Source organism: Moritella sp. PE36, from assembly GCF_000170855.1.
Lineage (GTDB): Bacteria > Pseudomonadota > Gammaproteobacteria > Enterobacterales > Moritellaceae > Moritella.
Genome location: NZ_ABCQ01000003.1, coordinates 56,980 through 74,260, shown reverse-complemented (window position 1 = coordinate 74,260; position 17,281 = coordinate 56,980). Strand labels below are relative to the sequence as shown.

Annotated in this window: 18 protein-coding genes; 13 read left to right on the top strand and 5 right to left on the bottom strand. The window is 41.0% G+C overall.

Features of this window, described 5'->3' with window-relative positions; all coding sequences use genetic code 11:
• Positions 1-98: 98 nt before the first annotated feature.
• Entirely contained in the window at positions 99-1,337 is a 1,239-nt protein-coding gene (locus PE36_RS03280; RefSeq protein WP_006030534.1) for a Bcr/CflA family efflux MFS transporter, read from the top strand.
• A gap of 146 nt (positions 1,338-1,483) precedes the next feature.
• Positions 1,484-1,756, top strand: coding sequence for an acylphosphatase (yccX, locus tag PE36_RS03275; protein ID WP_043993789.1), 273 nt, complete (start codon positions 1,484-1,486; stop codon positions 1,754-1,756).
• Positions 1,757-1,760: 4 nt separating this feature from the next.
• Here the strand turns inward: yccX and PE36_RS03270 are convergent, their stop codons facing one another.
• Both PE36_RS03270 and PE36_RS03265 read right to left on the bottom strand, forming a co-directional pair.
• Positions 1,761-2,057 carry an MGMT family protein gene (locus PE36_RS03270; protein ID WP_006030532.1) on the bottom strand — a complete coding sequence of 99 codons (297 nt, stop codon included), beginning with the start codon at positions 2,055-2,057 and terminating at the stop codon, positions 1,761-1,763.
• A 1-nt stretch (position 2,058) separates the two neighbouring features.
• The gene (locus tag PE36_RS03265; protein WP_369751260.1) at positions 2,059-2,730 is read right to left on the bottom strand and encodes a methyl-accepting chemotaxis protein; all 672 of its coding nucleotides are present in this window, start codon (positions 2,728-2,730) and stop codon (positions 2,059-2,061) included.
• A 665-nt stretch (positions 2,731-3,395) separates the two neighbouring features.
• On the opposite strand from PE36_RS03265, the gene PE36_RS03260 reads away from it, so the two are divergent.
• The gene (locus PE36_RS03260) at positions 3,396-3,839 is read left to right on the top strand and encodes a MarR family winged helix-turn-helix transcriptional regulator (protein ID WP_006030530.1); all 444 of its coding nucleotides are present in this window, start codon (positions 3,396-3,398) and stop codon (positions 3,837-3,839) included.
• A gap of 93 nt (positions 3,840-3,932) precedes the next feature.
• Here PE36_RS03260 and PE36_RS03255 read toward each other — a convergent pair whose 3' ends face one another.
• Together PE36_RS03255 and PE36_RS03250 are read right to left on the bottom strand one after the other, a co-directional pair.
• The gene (locus tag PE36_RS03255; protein ID WP_006030529.1) at positions 3,933-4,625 is read right to left on the bottom strand and encodes a hypothetical protein; all 693 of its coding nucleotides are present in this window, start codon (positions 4,623-4,625) and stop codon (positions 3,933-3,935) included.
• Positions 4,626-4,795: 170 nt separating this feature from the next.
• The gene (locus PE36_RS03250; RefSeq protein ID WP_255348856.1) at positions 4,796-5,932 is read right to left on the bottom strand and encodes an ABC transporter substrate-binding protein; all 1,137 of its coding nucleotides are present in this window, start codon (positions 5,930-5,932) and stop codon (positions 4,796-4,798) included.
• Positions 5,933-6,087: 155 nt separating this feature from the next.
• Between PE36_RS03250 and PE36_RS03245 the strand changes: the two genes are divergently transcribed.
• Positions 6,088-6,879, top strand: a complete 792-nt coding sequence (locus PE36_RS03245; RefSeq protein WP_043993786.1) for a DUF4377 domain-containing protein — start codon at positions 6,088-6,090, stop codon at positions 6,877-6,879.
• A gap of 35 nt (positions 6,880-6,914) precedes the next feature.
• Here the strand turns inward: PE36_RS03245 and PE36_RS03240 are convergent, their stop codons facing one another.
• A complete protein-coding gene (locus PE36_RS03240; protein WP_006030526.1) occupies positions 6,915-7,259 on the bottom strand; it encodes a PilZ domain-containing protein in 345 nt (114 codons plus the stop codon).
• Positions 7,260-7,478: 219 nt separating this feature from the next.
• Here PE36_RS03240 and PE36_RS03235 point away from each other — a divergent pair, with 219 nt between their 5' ends.
• The 9 genes from PE36_RS03235 (at position 7,479) to PE36_RS03195 (ending at position 17,207) form a co-directional block, all read left to right on the top strand.
• On the top strand, positions 7,479-8,150 hold the full coding sequence (locus PE36_RS03235; protein ID WP_043993784.1) for a response regulator transcription factor: 672 nt from the start codon (positions 7,479-7,481) through the stop codon (positions 8,148-8,150).
• On the top strand, positions 8,147-9,544 hold the full coding sequence (locus PE36_RS03230) for an ATP-binding protein (protein WP_006030524.1): 1,398 nt from the start codon (positions 8,147-8,149) through the stop codon (positions 9,542-9,544). The genes PE36_RS03235 and PE36_RS03230 overlap by 4 nt, the downstream gene beginning before the upstream one ends.
• 252 nt (positions 9,545-9,796) lie before the next feature.
• Complete coding sequence (locus tag PE36_RS03225; protein ID WP_006030523.1) at positions 9,797-11,881, top strand: TonB-dependent siderophore receptor; 2,085 nt, start codon at positions 9,797-9,799, stop codon at positions 11,879-11,881.
• Between the two features lie 101 nt (positions 11,882-11,982).
• Complete coding sequence (locus PE36_RS03220; protein ID WP_006030522.1) at positions 11,983-12,825, top strand: DUF3450 domain-containing protein; 843 nt, start codon at positions 11,983-11,985, stop codon at positions 12,823-12,825.
• Positions 12,822-14,309, top strand: coding sequence for a MotA/TolQ/ExbB proton channel family protein (locus PE36_RS03215; protein WP_006030520.1), 1,488 nt, complete (start codon positions 12,822-12,824; stop codon positions 14,307-14,309). The genes PE36_RS03220 and PE36_RS03215 overlap by 4 nt, the downstream gene beginning before the upstream one ends.
• Before the next feature lie 3 nt (positions 14,310-14,312).
• Entirely contained in the window at positions 14,313-14,855 is a 543-nt protein-coding gene (locus PE36_RS03210) for a MotA/TolQ/ExbB proton channel family protein (RefSeq protein WP_006030519.1), read from the top strand.
• 2 nt (positions 14,856-14,857) lie between these two features.
• Positions 14,858-15,262, top strand: a complete 405-nt coding sequence (locus PE36_RS03205) for a biopolymer transporter ExbD (RefSeq protein WP_006030518.1) — start codon at positions 14,858-14,860, stop codon at positions 15,260-15,262.
• Positions 15,262-15,876: an energy transducer TonB gene (locus PE36_RS03200; protein ID WP_006030517.1), complete on the top strand. Its 615-nt coding sequence runs from the start codon at positions 15,262-15,264 to the stop codon at positions 15,874-15,876. Before PE36_RS03205 ends, PE36_RS03200 begins: the two co-directional genes overlap by 1 nt.
• Complete coding sequence (locus PE36_RS03195; RefSeq protein ID WP_006030516.1) at positions 15,873-17,207, top strand: lipopolysaccharide assembly protein LapB; 1,335 nt, start codon at positions 15,873-15,875, stop codon at positions 17,205-17,207. The genes PE36_RS03200 and PE36_RS03195 overlap by 4 nt, the downstream gene beginning before the upstream one ends.
• The last annotated feature ends 74 nt before the right edge of the window (positions 17,208-17,281 follow it).

Below are 17,281 nucleotides of genomic sequence, written 5' to 3'. Positions count from 1 at the left end.
CTTGTCATATGGAAACAATATATCCACTTTCTCTATATTAATCTTGTTTCGACTTTCAATTAGACTGTATTCATTACAGTCGATAACGAGATTTTTATATGGAAATTCGAGCAACAACATCTACAACACCAACAACATCTACAACACCAACAACATCTACACCATTCGCATTTTGGCCATTTGTGATCTTAATGGCGATGATTTTTTCGTTATCGCCTTTTGCTATTGATATGTACTTACCGGCGCTGCCGAGTATGGCTACGTTTTTTAATACCAGTATTGATGCTATGGAAGCATCTGTTGCTATCTACCTTATTTTCTTTGCGATGGGGCAATTAGTCCTCGGAGCATTAGCTGATTCAATCAATAAAGCAAAATTGCTGATCAGTGGTTTAAGCTTATTTGCTGTCGCCAGTTGCATGATTGCTTTTGCGGATACTGTTGATGAGCTCTATTTCTGGCGCGCTATTCAAGCATTCGCCAGTGGTAGTTCTGTGGTTGTTTTTGCCTTGGTCTATCAATTTTACGGTAATCAAAAAAGTAACCAAATTATCAGTTATGTTATGGCATGTGTGGTTATTGCGCCGATGATCGCACCTATGATTGGCAGTTATATATTAATGGTTGGTACTTGGCAGTGGATATTTTTTGTTCTAGCCGGATTGGCCATTATCACTCTGTTGGCGCAAATACGTTTGATACCGCCAAAGAAGGTCACATCAAGTCGTCAGCCATTTAATTTAGCAGTATTGTTAAAGGGTTATAAACAGACCTTGGCAAATAGCATGACCATGGCTTATATCTTAGCGGGAGGCAGTGCGTTTGCTGGTTTGTTTGCTTTTGTTGCGGGTTCGCCGTTTGTTTATATTGAATATTTTGGTGTATCGCCGACACAGTTCAGTTGGTTGGTTGCATTGAATGCAGTGGCAATGATCGTGATGAACTTAATTAATGCGCGTTTATTAAAAGCTGTAGACCCAACGACAAAATTGATTGTTGCGGGGGGATTGTTGTTCATTGTCGGTATGTATCTCGCGATGGTAGCATTTTTAGAATTATCATTGGCTTATGTGGTGGTTGGGGTTGTCTGCTATGTCGGTTTATTAGGGCTGACCGCGGCGAATGCCATTTCTGCGGCGCTGGCTAATTCACAAGGTAATACTGGCGTTCTTTCTGGTGTAAACGGGGTATTACAATTTGGGTTAGGCGCGTTATCGAGTGCTGTCGTGAGTATTAGCCATAGCGTTGACGCAAGTACTATGAATTACACCATGGCTGTGTGCGCAGCGTCCACGTTATTTTTTGTCTCGGTGTTGTATTTCAAATCACGCTATTAAATTTCGGCTTTTTCGTATCTTAAATACATAATAAGCACATTTTTGTGAGTCATATCAGTTTGTTGAGTAAATTAATGTGGCCGAAATAGCGAAAGCAGACATATACTTAATAAATAGTGACCAAATTTGATAAAGGAAATGGGTTTATGTCACAACAAGGTAATCAGATTATTGTGCATGGTCGAGTGCAAATGGTTGGCTTTCGATATGCGACAGCGCAGCAAGCTCAGCAACTTGGCTTAACAGGGCATGCAATTAATCTGAAAAATGGTGATGTAGAAGTGCAGGTTTTTGGCGATAAAACGGAATTGGATAAGTTAATTATTTGGTTACGAGAAGGTCCAGATACTGCGCAGGTTGATGCGCTAGAGATTAGCGCCCTGGATTATAAAATGCTATCAAGCTTTACCCAGGGCTAGTTGCTCACATTCGGTATTTTTTTAATGAAATAGTACCGTGTGCGGATAATAGAATACCTTCTGCGGCGAGTTGCTGCCTTTGATAATCACCACGATCATCTTGTAGCGATATTTTGCCTTGGCTATTTACAATACGATACCAAGGCAATTTAGTATCGGCTGGTAAGCGACTGAGCACTTTACCAACCTGACGAGCATGGCTTGGCATTCCCGCTAATTTAGCGATATCACCATAGGTGGCAACCTTACCTGCTGGTACTTGATACACACAAGCAAAAACTTGCTGAGCAAAATAATTCACATTAAAAACGCAGTTTAGTCACCAATTGTTCACCTAACTGAACATTATTTGCTGAACCACTTAATGCTTCACGTGTATCACTAATCAAGGCTTCCATACCGCTTTGGATCGTGTGTGAATGGCTTAATTGCTGTTGAACCTGACTGATTGTTTGTTCAACTAAACTTGAGCTTGAATTCGCTTGTGATACCAACTCTTGTAAACTCTGCATTGTCACTGTCGCAATATCCACGCTGTCATCAATAATACTGGTTACTTGTTTTTGTTTATTGATGATCGCTGCCGAAATATCCATGATTTTTTTCATTTCACCTTGGATCTGATCGGCTGATTGGTTTGCGGTATTGGCAAGTGCACGTACTTCATCGGCAACCACGGCAAAACCACGGCCATGTTCACCCGCACGTGCCGCTTCAATGGCTGCATTTAACGCTAATAGGTTAGTTTGATCGGCAATGCCTTTAATAGAGTCAACTAATTGACCAATGTTCTTATTGTTCTCGTCTAGGTTCGCTAACAGAACGGTGAACTCAGCAATGAATTTAGCAGAGTCGGTAATGTTTCCTGTTAGTTCTTGAAGTTGTTGAATACCGGTCTGAGAGATACTGGCCGTATTTTGCGCAGAACTGAAAGAGTCATTAGAAAGACTTTCAATGCCTTTTGATTGTTCCATAAAACCCTGAACTAAATCGAAATTTTGTTCAATATTACCTAATCTTTTCGCTGATGAGGTATTTACCTGTTGTGCATTTGTAGTGATTTCTTGAGCAATCGACAGTGCGCCACTGCTCTGTAATTGTTCTAACATATTGGCTTTACTTTGCAGTGCCGCTAAGTTTGTTTCTGAGATAAGAACTTGTCCAAGAGGGACTTTATTTGAGTTGAAAAAATTAAACATAGCTTAAATCTGCCTTATTCTGGTCGTTTATAATTTATAGCGGCAAATTTTGCTTCCGCTGAATACTGTTAAGCAATAATTAGACCGTAATATTAAAAATCTAATATTTATTTTTGTTATTAATTATATAGTTATTTTTTATTGTTACCGTGACGTTTAATGACGAATCAGAGTGTCACATTGATTGCCACCGAATAGGTAAAGAGTATAGGTAAATAGTATCGGTAAAAAATGGACCAAGTATTGCTGTAGATATTATCGGCAGCCAGCGCTATTTGTTTAGCGCTATTTGTTTAGAGATAAGGTGCTATGTGTTTAATGATATGTGGATTAGCCGTTATAATGTTAACTGTGATGTCGTATGGATATTTCTGCAAAGCTATCGACATTTATAAAAGTTAAGTATATTGTGCGCAAGTCAATTAAGAGAGGTTACCCTGATGTCAGAATTTAATGAAGAGACGATGTTACACTTAGATAATCAGGTCTGTTTTGCTTTATACAGTGCAACGAATGCAATGGTACGAGCATATCGCCCAATGTTAAAAGCGCTTGATCTTACTTACCCGCAATACTTAGCTATGCTGGTGTTTTGGCAGCAAGACGAAATTAGTGTCAAAGTATTAGGAGAACAATTACACCTTGATTCAGGTACGTTAACACCCTTGTTAAAACGCTTGGAATTGAAAGGACTTATTCGCAGAGAACGCAGTAAAGAAGACGAGCGAGCGCGTATTCTTTGTTTAACAGATGCTGGATTAGCATTAAAAGAACAAGCGAAAGCAGTACCTTTAAACATGTTTTGTCAGGCTGGTTTACCCAAAGAAGAATTGTTGATGATGAAAGCCAGTTGCGAAGCATTGTTGAGTAATTTAACGGATTAATTGTTACTGGTTATAGCGGTGATAATGACAGGGCTGTCGATCACCGCCCTGTTATTTTGATCCGATATTATCATGCCATGACAATAATCTCGGTTATTCTGGACGCCAGCTTAGTGCACTTGCAATCGCGCCTACTACGATCAGGTCTTGCTTGTCAGCCGTTAGGTCAGGTAGTGTTTGTAAGCTCAGTAAACCATTGGTTTGAACGGCGGCAATACTTTGCGTACCTTGCTCAAATACGTAACCTAATGGTTTTTCCACTGTCATGAATAGGTCATCTGATTTATGCACTGATTTTACATTTAAGTGTTCGTTGTTGATACGGACAATACCTGATTCATATTTTGCTACATCCAGTGTGATTGCCGCGCTTGATGGTTTCATTTCATATTCGCCCACGGTGTTACCATCGATGCTAATATCACAACGGTATGGGTTGTTACCGCCGAATGATAAACCGCCAATATTCACACTTGTACCGCCACCACTGCATACCAATATCCACGTTTTGCCATTATCTGTACGGGTAATTTCGGCAACCATGTCGCCTTCTGTAGTGCTGATCGTGTTAAACCAAGTTGAGCCTGATGAGCTACGGTCGTATTTACCTGTGTATTTCCCTACCACATCAAAGCTACCTTCTTGGCCTAAACCCCAAAAATCGCCATCTGTTTTGATTAACATTTCGGGCTGTGCTTTTAGTTCGCTAGTTTTGGTCATGAGTGCAACGCTACCACAGCCTGAAAGTAGGGATGCAGCAAGTACTGAAAGAATAAGTTTTTTCATAATATGTCCATTATATATACCGAATAATGACTGGAGTAGTCGTAGAGGCGGGGCATTATCATTATAAACATATACTAAGTCTAGTTCGATGGGTTGGTTAAATGTAAGCGTGTGTAAGCGTCTGTCAGTTTATATTTAGGTGGGTAAATAGAGAGGTGAATAAGGTTACATTAATAGTCGGCAAAGTACTGGTTGAGTGCTTGTTGCCATTCTGGACTTTGACGAATATTAAGCAGAGCACGGTTTAATTGCTCGGTGTAAGGGCTATTATCTTTAATCGCTAAACCATAATTTTGTTTTTCAAATTGATAAGGTAATACTGATATTTGCTGATAACGTCCTTGCTGTTTTGCAAGTTTCAGTTTGTATTTTAAAACCGCATCATCATCAACAATAGCGTCAATCTCCCCGTTATTAAGCGCGCTGAGCATATCATCAAGGCTGGTAAACGTCTGATGTATTATACCTAAACTATCTAGATAAATAGAAGATGTGGTTGAAACTTTGGTGCCGACATTAAGCTTGATCAGGTCATAAGGACTTTTTATATCAGTATTCAGCAATCCCAAGGTAAAGGTACTGGCTAACATCGCGGTAATACTGGCAATAAATAAGGTGGATGCAATGGCTAAAAATACCGTCAATACCCGTCCACTCAAGGTTTTAAATTCAAAATAGTTGAAGGGGCCTTTGGTGATGAATAACAGACCAAGAATAAAGGCTTCTAATAACTGCGCCCCGGTTGATGGCATTGAATACAGTTTATGATTAACCTTATGTTCGAGCAGGTAAAAGATCCAGCCGATAAGCCCTGCGCAGATAAGGATAATGCCAACAACAAGTAATAATGTAGTATTGGTGATGATATTGATAAAAGAAGCGAGGTAGCCTTTTTGTTTTACTGCAATGGCCAGATGCGTCTCATAAAATGAGTGTGAAAAATCCATGAGTAATTCACGTTCAGGTGTGATCGTAATACAGGATATACCCACTTCTATACTGCCATTCTCAACCGCTTCTAATAAGCCCTTTAAAGTGTAATCTTGCATCTCATATTGTAGGTCGATACTCTCGGCGATACGTTCCCACAATAAAATACTCAGTCCTGTGCTGGTGGGTTGTGGTCGGCTATTGTCTTGTATATTCATCACAAAAGGCGGGCAGTGATAACTGCCGACGTTAATGACAGTACTGCTGACAGAGTTGCTGACGTTATTAACTGAACTGCTATTAACCTGGGAACTACTTATATTAACGAGGGAGCTGCTTATATTAACAAGGGAACTACTATAGCTATACGATGCCATACTGTATAAATAACAAAATACACACAGTTTTATGAGTGAGCGTAAAAGTGGCGGCATAACAATCCTTAATGCTTGGTCAAAAGCGCGGAGCCAAAGACTCGCTGTATCTTGCAATTGGTATAAGTTTAGTGGAAAACGGAAAAAGGTTTATTAATATGAAGTTTAAATTGCCAGCATCTTTATTGCTAACTGGGTTGTTAAGCGGGTTACTCATCGGCTGTTCCAGCACAAGCCAAAGTGCAGCTGAAACGAATGATGCGAGTACTCATTATGATGAAAGTGCTAACACTGCAGCCGTTAAAATGGAAACGTATTGGGTTGCGCCTGAACGTGTTGCTTGTCAGGGGATCGCGCCGATGCAGTGCTTAGTGGTGAATAAAATGGTGGATGGAAAAACCAGTGAGTGGCAGTTCTTTTATAATGATATTGCCGGTTTTGAATATGTGCCGGGTTCGTTTTATAAATTATCGGTAGAGACTGCTGAAGTTAAGTACCCGGCGGCTGATGCCTCAAGCATATCGTACAAGCTGGTTGACGAAATAGACAAAGCACCACGACATTATTTAGATAACACCATGTTAACCGAGAGCCGCAAGTGGAATTTAAAGCAACTTGCTGGTCTGAAAGGTATTAGCCCGCAAGCGTTACCACGACCTGCCAATATTACCATTGCCGGAGGTGGTTTCTCGGGTTTTGCTGGCTGTAATAATATGTTTGGCCAGATCAAGCATTTGTTTGAAGCAACAGACTTGAATAATTCATTACTCAAATTAGGCCCTATTGGTTCTACGCTAATGGCCTGTGCCGATCCAAAGGCCAATGCGGTAGAGCAAAAACTACATCAAACACTTGGTATGGTGAATGCCTTGCAGGTAGAGTGGCCATTTTTGAATATGTATCAAAATGATGAATTGTTGATCCAGTTTGTCGCTGAGGACTGGGACTAAATCATCTAGCGCATAGGGACCTATCTGTAAGCTTGCTAGGCTATATTAAGCGCTATGCGCTCGATTAACTTTATGTCCCGACTAAATTTTACCGCCAGTAATTGTGTATCAGCTTCCCAACGCATTACTGTTGTCGGTATCACATCGGTAAAATAATTGTCAAACTTAATGATGATGTGTTCACCAACGCTAAATTTACTTTCGGTTTGAACTTTCGCTAACATCCCTGATTTTGAGATATTCATTACTTGAACAGGGATTTTGAAAAAATCAAAAAAACCGAGTTTATCTACATATAATACCGGATACGGGTCCCAATAATTATAGCGAGTGTGGTCACGATTTAGCTTGAATGAAAGATCTTTTGTTACGCTGAACATGCTATATCCGTATATATTTTCAAAAGCTCAAATTGAGTGTTCTAGATTTATCCAATATAGCTTAAACGCATAAATTATCCTAATTAACAGATTGTAAAAATAAGCTTTTCTGGTTTTCGTTATTGATCTTAATCAAGTGATGCAGAATGTTTGTTGTACTTAATGCTGTTCTTCATTAAAATACTAATACGAATTGTTATTATTAAGGTGTTTTTAACTGTGTCACAAATTCTCATCGTCGATGATGATATACAACTATGTGAATTATTAACTGAAGTATTAGTCGAAGATGGCTACCAGGTGCATAGCGTGCACTGCGGTGAAAGTGCGCTCGATTATATGCAGGCTAAACCTGTTGATTTGGTATTGCTTGATGTGATGTTGCCCAATATTAATGGGTTGCAAGTGGCTAGGCGTATCTGTCAGCGCTTTGCGACGCCGATTTTAATGCTAACGGCACTCGCGGATGAAAGTGCGATGCTGGATTGTTTGCAGGCCGGGGCTGATCAGTATATTGCTAAACCATACAGCGTGCCGGAATTATTAACCCGTATTCAAGTGATGTTACGTCGTGTTGGTCTAGAAAAGCAAAGACAAAACTTGGGTGGCGAGAGTTCAATTCTTACGCAGTTATCACGTTTGTCATTGACTGGAACCGAAGCTGAATTACTTGAGTATCTGGTTTCACGCCATGAAATTGTGGTGTCGAAAGCTGAATTGCAAAAACAAGTATTAAAGAAAGATTTATGTCCATTTGATCGTAATTTGGATATGCATATTAGTAATATCCGCCGCAAGATGGTGCAATCTGGTCTGTCCAAATTACATATCAAAACCGTACGTGGCAAAGGCTATAGCTTTTTTGAGCACGTAGGCAGTATGGCTGTATGAATCTAGCTTGTGTAAAAGCGGCAAGGCAGTTGTTTTTTTTAGGTGATCGTCAAGGATTGGCGTTTCGTTTATTCAGCTATTTTGCTATTACGCTGGTATTGATCCTTAGCTTACAAAGTATTGCTGAAATGGCGTTAGTACGGGTACTGTTACAGCTACCCGCAACTGTGAAAACGGAAATGCTAGATCTTGCCGAACAGGCTAATCGGTTACTTGATAGTAAAGACAGTGAAGGGAATGTAGACCGACCTAAACTGGCAGAATGGGAAGCGGCGCAATCAAGCTATTTATTTGTACTTAGCGATGATCTTGAAGAGGTGAGTACGCGTGTTATGCACCCACATTTTAAGTTCAAATTACGTTTTATTCGCCCGCTTAATACCATTTTAGAGAACAAAGTGAATAAGCCCGTTATTGCATTACCGCTACGGCCTGGTTATCAGTTAATCGTGCAGTTTTCTGATAAGCAGCATCCGGCCCATCATTTTCCTTATTATTTTGCTGCGATCCAATTTGTGATCACTAGTATATTACTCGCTATTTTTTCATTACTGCTTGCGCGGCATTTACAGCAACCCCTGCAACGTTTACAAGCTGCGAGTCGCGGTTTGGCTGAAGGTGATTTTAGTATTCGGGTATCTCATAAAGTCGGTAACAGTGTGACTGAGTTTAATCAGCTGGCACAAGATCTGGATGATATGGCTGAGCGTATACATGATTTAATTGCTAAACAGAAAAAGTTGATCACGGATGTATCGCATGAGTTAAGAACGCCGTTAGCAAGACATAGTTTGATCCTGCATTTATTACGCAAACGTTGTCCTGATGACGTCAGTGATTTATTAGATAAACTTGATAATGAATCAGCTGAAATGAATAACCTGGTGAGTGAGATCCTTGAATTTAGTCGTTTAGAGCATGAAAGTGTATCGGTTAACTTGGTGCCGATACAGCTTGAATCCTTGTGTCAGATCCAGGTGATGCAAAATGAAATAGATTTAAAACCCCAACAATCACTGCAAGTTGAGCTGGATAATGCGACGCCTATGGTACTTGCTGATAACCGCTTATGTTTAAGATCGATTAAAAACGTGCTCGAGAATGCCATTAAGTATGCGGGTGATAATGCAGCCATTGTATTAACTGTTAGTCAACAAGACCAATATGTAGAGATTGTTATCGCTGACGATGGCATCGGTATACCTGCACAGCAACTAGGCCGTGTCTTTGATCCGTTTGTACGTATTGAGCAAGCGAGAACTAAACAGTCTGGTGGTTACGGACTGGGGCTTGCCATTGTAAAGGAAGCGATGTTGATCATGCGCGGCGAAGCAGTTGCGGAACTTAATGTAAATAATGGCGTCACGGTAAAACTACGATTCCCTATCCAATAATAGCTATTAATCACTAAAGTTTTATGAATACGGCTTATTTCATATTGAAATGAGCCGTTTTTATGTGCGCTGCTGGTTAATAAGTATCCTATTTATGTGTTTCATTAAAGTTTACATTTGCTGCGAATGCAAAGAATGTAAATTTAATGAAAATGGTAATGATTATCAATTAGAATCCTGTTCATCAAGTCGACCTACAGCAGTAGGCGTAAAGTTTAATTTAATGAAAAAATGAATCGGAGATAACGGAATATGTTTTGTAAAACTCGATTAGCTGTCGTGATCGCGACGGTACTTGCAGCGCCAGGTGCTTACTCTACTGAAACAGTAGAAACAGATGAGCACATGGAAGTTGTAGGTCGTGATTATGGTTTTAAAGTTGATACTAATAGTACTGCCATGCGTGTTGAAGCAACACAGCTTGAAACACCGGGACAAGTCACTGTTATTGACGAACAGCTAATTGATGAGCAAAGAGCAAGCACACTAGGTAACGTACTTAAAAATGATTCAAGTATTTCTGCTGGTGGTGTGAGCCGTAACCGTGAATCGTTCAAGCTACGTGGTTTTGATTTACAAAGTAGTAGTGGTTTCCTACGTGATGGCAAGCAGCATTGGTCGCACTACCGTCAACCTATTGAACTACTAGAGCGCGTTGAAATACTTAAAGGCCCTGCAGGCCTACTTTACGGTAAATCAGCACCGGGCGGCCTAATCAACATGGTTGCTAAAAAGCCAACTTACGAAACCCAAATTAATATTAGCCAAGATTTAGGCTCTAACAATGATTCACGAACCACTGCGGATATCAGTGGTTCATTAAATAATGACCAAACATTACGTGCCCGTGCGATTGTATCTAAGCAGAGCTATGACTCATGGCGCACATACAGCGATGGTAGCACACCGTCGACGGAGCGTTTTGTTGGTGGTTTGTTTGTTGATTACGACATAAACGACAAAGTTACTGTATCAGTGCATTACGATAAGACTAACGATAACGGCAGTGTTGATTCTGGTGCTTACATTGTTGATGGTAAGCCAGTCGGCGGAGATCAGTTTATCTGGGACGCTGACTGGTCTACGATTGAAAATAATGTTGAGAATATCGGTTTTGATATTGCAGCCCAATTATCTGATAACTGGAATCTTAAGTTAGGTTATAACAACCAAGACTTCAAACGTCGCGATATTGAAAGCTTTACTAATCCTATTCCTAATGCAGTTGGCGACATTACTTATAGTGGTTATGATCGTTTTGATCACTGGGAATTTAATACTGCGTTTATTGATTTTGTAGGTGAATTTGATGCGTTGGGTATGCAGCACCAAACACTTATTGGTGCAAACTGGTTAGGTTATTATTACCTTGGTCAAACTCATAAAATTGGTGGCCAAACAGCTAAGCCGGGCGACCCTTTAGAAAAGCCAGATGGTTTGCATTACAGTAATGGTTCGGTAAAGGATCCGACAGAGCGTGACTCTTACGGAATCTATGTTCAAGATATGATTACAGTTAACGAACAATGGCAAGTGCTAGCTGGGTTACGTTTTGATCGTGAAGTAAATAAAGATAATACTCATAACAATGTACTCCCAAAATTAGGACTGATTTATCATCCAAAAGAAAATGGTTCTATCTACGCGACTTATTCTGAAAGTTTCGAACCGAAAGATCCTATTAATAATTTAGACGATATTAACAATGGTACGGAGTTAGACCCTGTTAAGGGTAAGCTATATGAGATTGGTTCGAAATGGGAGTTGATGGATAACCAACTGTTTGTGTCAGGTGCAATCTTCGATATTACTCAAGAGAACATCGTTATCTCTCAAGATACTGATAATAATCCTGGTAATTCGGACGAAACTGAAACAACACAAGCAGGTAAGCAAGTTCACCGTGGTGTTGAATTCAGTGCGATGGGTTATGTAACTGAAGCATTCTCGCTAAGCGGTTCTATGACTTACTTAGATGCGACGATTCATGATGAATTCAAACCTGATCGTGATGGTAATCGTCCAGCTGATGTACCTGAGTTTTCTGCAAGCATTTGGACTCGTTACTCTTTTGCTAATAACACCGATGTAAACTTAGGTGCTATCTATGTTGGCGAACGTTTCGGTGATGTAGAAAATACTTACAAGAAAGACGCTTACACACGTTTTGATACCGGTGTTGCGTATACGATTAATTACGACAAAGACATGGACCTAGTATTACGTTTCAACATCGAAAACTTGTTTGATACGGATTATCTAGCGGGTGGTAGTCAAAAGAAAACTATCGTTGGTGAAGGTCGTAACTACATGGCTTCAATCCAATTACGTTATTAATAATATAATCTAAGCCTCATCGCTAGCAACAATCGAGTCATTTCGGTTGTTGCTTTTTGTGGTTTTATTCCTTTTAAATTTAACTCGAATGTTGATTAATTATGCTTTTAAATAAATCTTACTCTCTCGTTCTCGTGGCTGCACTTAGCTGTGTTACGTTTAGCCATGTCGTGTCTGCGCAAGCTAATGATAGTGCGCAAGCTAATAACAGCGTACAAGCCAATGACAGTGCCCAAGCAATTAATAACGCCCAAGCACTGACTCACAAAATGAATAATACTGCGGCCAACAGTCAGCACAAAATTGATAAGAGTGCAGATCGAACTTTAAGCATGCAAGCAGAAATCGAACGCCTGCAGGAAGAAGTCGACAATTTAGCTGTATATCGCGACCATCTTGCTAAATTAGTGAACAATCAAAACCAAGAACTGGATAGTTTAGACGAACAATTACAAGGTATTCAAACTACGCGCCAAGGCATAGTACCGCTCATGTACAAAATGCTGGCTGGGTTAGATGACATCATCAATACTGGTAAACCAATTAAAAAAGAACAACGCCTAGCACGCCTAGCAAAATTAAATACCATGATGGGGCAAGCGAATGTCAGCGATGCTGAAAAGTACCGCCGTATTTTAGAAGCGTACCAAATCGAAATTGATTACGGCACTAAGTTGGGTGTGTATCAAAGCGAGATTGTATTGGCGTCATCAAATAACACTATCATCGTTGATCTATTACACCTTGGCCGTATTGCATTTGTTGCGCGCAGTTTAGATAGCCAAAATTATTGGCAGTGGCATGACCAACGTCAGGAATGGGTATCGATTTCTGAACAAACCAATGATATCGACAAGGCCTTCAAAATGGCCAATAAACAAATTGCACCAAGCTTAATTTCTCTTCCTGTGACAACTGCGCAACGTGTAGGTAATGCCCAATGAAACCATTTATTGCAATGAACCCTAGATTTTCAGTGAATAAAGCGAAACCATTTTTAACAAAGACATTGCTATTAAGCGCGCTCACCATTAGTGCATACTCTTTGATTGCTAATCCTGCACTGGCTGCGGATGCGCCGAATAACGACGCGCAAGTTGTAAGTGAAAAATTACTAACAGACACCAAACAAGATAATAAGCAGCTTACAAAAGCGTTAAAGCAACGAGAAGCAGGCTTTAAATTAACAGAACAAGAAATTAAACAGCAGCGTCAGGCGTTATTAGCGCAACAGCGTCAACTGCAACATGAAACAGAAACGTTAAGCGAGCAGTTTACGCGTAACGAAGAAACGTTAGCAAAGTTAGAAACACGTCTACGTTTAGAAACCGGTAGTTTAGGTGAATTGTTTGGTGTTGTGCGTCAATCTGCGAAGCAGTTAAGCAGTGAAATTAATACCTCAGTAACGGCTATTGATAGTGCGACGTTTGCACCGATTGTGGCGGATGTGGTTGCAGCAAGGACTTTACCGTCAATGTTGCAGCTTACGGGGTTGTGGTCTGCGTTATCAGAACAAATTAAAGCCAGTGGCGAAATCAAAACGGTGAATGTTGCTGTGATTGATGGAGCAGGGCAATTAGCAGATAAACAAGCTGTTCGTCTCGGTAGTATTGGTCTTGTGGATGAACAAGGTTATTTAGCCTGGAATGGTGAAAAGAAAACCGCGACAGCATACCTAAAGCTACCTAGCAATGGACCTGTCGCGACTAATCTAGTTAATCCTAATACGGTTGGGAATGTTGTTGTACTTGATCCATCACGCGGTGTGATGCTAGCGCAATTAGAAAATACCCCCACCTTAAAAGACCGCTTAGAAAATGGTGGCACAGTGGGCTACGTGATCATGTCATTGTTGGTGGTTGGTTTATTAATCGCGATAGTACAAGGCATGAAATTAGTCATTACACGTCGTCAAATCAAGCAACAACTAGCCAACCCAAGTCACATTGGTGACAACCCATTAGGTCGTATTCTACAAGTATACGTAGACAGTAATATTAAGTCGGCATTGCATAACAGTACTGAAGCGTTAGAGCTGCGCTTGATGGAAGTTGTTATTGATGAGCAGCAAGGTTTAGAGAAAGGTTTGTCGATGTTGAAATTACTAGCTGCGCTTGCTCCTATGCTGGGGCTACTGGGAACAGTAACCGGCATGATTGAAACCTTCCAAGTGATCACGCAGTTTGGTAATGGCGATCCAAAAGTAATGGCTGGTGGTATTTCAATGGCGCTGATCACTACTGTATTAGGTTTAGTTGCAGCAATGCCGTTATTACTTGCACATAACATACTGAGTACGCAAGCCGATAATATTCGCGATATTTTAGAAAAACAGGGCATTAGCTTAGTTGCACAAGAAGCTGAAAAACTAGCTGTTGCAGCCGTTAATGATACGAACGTGACACCTCTTACACAGCAAGTAGGCTAAGCGATGCATTTTGATATAACGTCAGTTGATTGGCTTGAAAGCGTCAATCAATTTATGCAACAGGGGGGACCAATACTGTATTGGCTTGCTGCTGTTGTTATGTTGTGTTGGTTTTGCGTGATGGAACGGTTGTTGTATTTGTATTGCTATTTCCCTGCCCTGCAACGTGACTTGTTAACACGTTGGCAAGCACGTTCAGAGCAAGGCTCATGGCATGCTCAAGCGATTCGTGGTGGTTGGTTGTTACAGGCACAGCAAGCTTTACAGCAAAACCTTAGTTTTCTGAAAGTGCTGGTGGCTATTTGCCCTATGTTAGGGCTGTTAGGCACAGTAACAGGCATGATCAGTGTGTTTGATGTAATGGCAACACTCGGCAGTAGTGAACCTAAGTTAATGGCCGCAGGGATTTCGTTAGCAACCTTGCCTACAATGGCAGGCATGGTTGCAGCACTTGCAGGTATGTTTGCGCATGCACGTTTAACCAAAGCTTGTGATACACGCTATAGCAGATTAGAAAAATTATTAAGACTATCTATTAAGGAATGAATATGAGATTTAATCGTCGTTCAGCCGCGCGTGAAGATGCACAAATTGACATGACCTCGATGTTAGATATCGTGTTTATCATGCTGATATTTTTTATTGTGACGAGTTCATTTGTGCGTGAATCAGGGGTGGAAGTTAACCGTCCGCAGGCCAGTAATGTGGTTAGCCAAGCGGGTGCGGGTATCTTTATTGGCATTACCGCTAACAATGATATTTATATTGATAAACGCATGGTTGATGTAGAGCGTGTTCAAGCAACATTAGAGCACTTGTTATTGTCTCAACCTGATGCTTCTTTGGTTATTCAAGCAGATGAACATGCGTTTAATGGCACCGTGGTTAAAGTCATGGATGCAGCAAACGGTGCGGGTGTTAAAGGTATCGCATTGGCGGTGGAGAAGTCTTAATGTTACGTTTTTTACTGGCTGTACCGCTGGCTTTGGCGATGACATTAGCTTTGTTTACGTTAATGGCGTGGATGGTGGATAACGGCAACGCTGGCAAGCCTGAAGAATCGACGGCACAAGCGTTCGACATTGTTATGGTCGAGCAAGAGCGTGATGTTAATCGTCGCCAGCGAGTCTTACCAGAGCAACCTAAAAATGCACCGCCACCAACAGACAGTGTACCTGTTGCGAATGCAGAGGTTAAATCATTAGCATTACCCGATATGCCGTTACTTGGTATCGATATGGCGGGTATTGGTGTCGAAGTGGGTTTACCTGCCATTGGTGAATTTAGTGCTAATCAGCAAGCAATGCCCTTGTATCGTGTTGAACCGCGTTATCCATCAAGAGCGTTAAAACAAGGTGCTCAGGGCTGGGTTAAACTGTCATTCACCATTGATACCTTGGGTCGTCCGGTTGATATTAAAGTGATGGATGCAAAACCAAGACGCTTATTTGAAAAATCGGCAGTGAAAGCATTAAGAAAATGGAAGTACCAACCCAAATTGGAAGTGGGGAGAGCTGTTATGCAAGTTAACCAGACTGTTACTTTGGAGTTTAAATTAGAACGATGAACCATTATCTAAACAAACTAAAAAGCAGTTGGTTGTTTGTCCTGATGTGTTTGTTTGCATCATCGACTTATGCTAATCCGCCACAGTTAACGCAGTTTATCGCTGGTAAGATCCAAGCCGCACAGGCTTTACAGCAGCAAGAACGCTATGGCGATGCGATTGAGTTATTGGCTGAGCTAACACCTCGCCAAGCGTACGACCAAGCTTTTGTACAACGTGTGTTAGGCATATTTCATTGGCAGCAAGAAAATACCGACCAAGCGGTAAAGTACTTATCATTGGCCGTTGAAAGTCAGTTATTACCGACAGAGCAGACTTGGATGACGCAGCGTATGGTGGCGGATATCTTGCTTAGTCAGCAAAAGTACAAACAAGCGTTGCCGCATTATTACGGACTCGTGAATAACTATGTTTTACTCGATGGTGTGCTGGTTAATTCGCCACTAAAAGCTAATCGAAAGGCGGATGGAAATAGTCATCAGGCCGCTAAACGTAATAACAAATCATCTAATATCAAGATTAAAGAATTTACAGAACTGTGGTTACGTATCGCGCAAACCCATTATCAGCTCCGTGAGTGGGACAAGGTACTCACTGCCGTACGTTCATATGAAGGGATAAGTACCCAAGGTGACCAAGTGCAGGCGTTAAATCTACAGTTGACGGCACAATCGCAACTGCAACGCTGGCCTGCAGCTATTGATACCTTAGGCCGCATCATTGCTGTAGAACCTGATAAGCTATTATGGTGGCAACAACTGGCTGGTTTGCAACTGCGAATTTCACAGCCTCAAGCGGCATTAACCACTTTAATTTTAGCGCAGCGTCAAGGGCTTGCATTAAGTGTACAAGAACGTCGTACCTTGGCTCAGCTATATGCACAACAAGGTATACCTGAGCAAGCTGCACGTGAATTAGGCTTATTAGCAGCCAATATTACGGACAATGATGAGCGTCAGAAACTATTAACGGAACAAGCGCAATATTGGCAGATGGCGAAAGAGTGGAATAAGGCGATTGGCACATGGCGTGATGTTATAGCCTTGTCTCCAGGTGATGCTGCGGAATATCGCTGGCCGCTCGCACAACTATTGTTACAGCAGGGACGTTATGAGTTGGCACTGCTGGAGTTGAATCACCATCAAATTAACCAAGGTAAAACTAACAAGGAGCAAGCTGCAATCGAACTAGCCAAAGTTCGATCTTACTATAAACTTGAGCAATTTGACCGCGCGATCACCCATGCAAAATTAGCTCAGCACCTTGCTCCCTCGGCGAGTGCAAAAGGCTGGCTTAAGTACTTACAACAAGTACGTCAAATAAATAGTTAGTACCTACTATAACTATGCTTCGTTAAGACTATTATTTAAGTAATGGTTCTATTTATTCGAGAATGTCGGCATTG

Coding starts and splice junctions, on each gene's coding strand:
- PE36_RS03280 (WP_006030534.1), top strand. CDS start 99: ATGGAAATTCGAGCAACAACATCTACAACACCAACAACATCTACAACA.
- yccX (WP_043993789.1), top strand. CDS start 1,484: ATGTCACAACAAGGTAATCAGATTATTGTGCATGGTCGAGTGCAAATG.
- PE36_RS03265 (WP_369751260.1), bottom strand. CDS start 2,730: ATGGAACAATCAAAAGGCATTGAAAGTCTTTCTAATGACTCTTTCAGT.
- PE36_RS03260 (WP_006030530.1), top strand. CDS start 3,396: ATGTCAGAATTTAATGAAGAGACGATGTTACACTTAGATAATCAGGTC.
- PE36_RS03255 (WP_006030529.1), bottom strand. CDS start 4,625: ATGAAAAAACTTATTCTTTCAGTACTTGCTGCATCCCTACTTTCAGGC.
- PE36_RS03250 (WP_255348856.1), bottom strand. CDS start 5,932: ATGGCATCGTATAGCTATAGTAGTTCCCTTGTTAATATAAGCAGCTCC.
- PE36_RS03245 (WP_043993786.1), top strand. CDS start 6,088: ATGAAGTTTAAATTGCCAGCATCTTTATTGCTAACTGGGTTGTTAAGC.
- PE36_RS03240 (WP_006030526.1), bottom strand. CDS start 7,259: ATGTTCAGCGTAACAAAAGATCTTTCATTCAAGCTAAATCGTGACCAC.
- PE36_RS03230 (WP_006030524.1), top strand. CDS start 8,147: ATGAATCTAGCTTGTGTAAAAGCGGCAAGGCAGTTGTTTTTTTTAGGT.
- PE36_RS03225 (WP_006030523.1), top strand. CDS start 9,797: ATGTTTTGTAAAACTCGATTAGCTGTCGTGATCGCGACGGTACTTGCA.
- PE36_RS03220 (WP_006030522.1), top strand. CDS start 11,983: ATGCTTTTAAATAAATCTTACTCTCTCGTTCTCGTGGCTGCACTTAGC.
- PE36_RS03215 (WP_006030520.1), top strand. CDS start 12,822: ATGAAACCATTTATTGCAATGAACCCTAGATTTTCAGTGAATAAAGCG.
- PE36_RS03210 (WP_006030519.1), top strand. CDS start 14,313: ATGCATTTTGATATAACGTCAGTTGATTGGCTTGAAAGCGTCAATCAA.
- PE36_RS03205 (WP_006030518.1), top strand. CDS start 14,858: ATGAGATTTAATCGTCGTTCAGCCGCGCGTGAAGATGCACAAATTGAC.
- PE36_RS03200 (WP_006030517.1), top strand. CDS start 15,262: ATGTTACGTTTTTTACTGGCTGTACCGCTGGCTTTGGCGATGACATTA.
- PE36_RS03195 (WP_006030516.1), top strand. CDS start 15,873: ATGAACCATTATCTAAACAAACTAAAAAGCAGTTGGTTGTTTGTCCTG.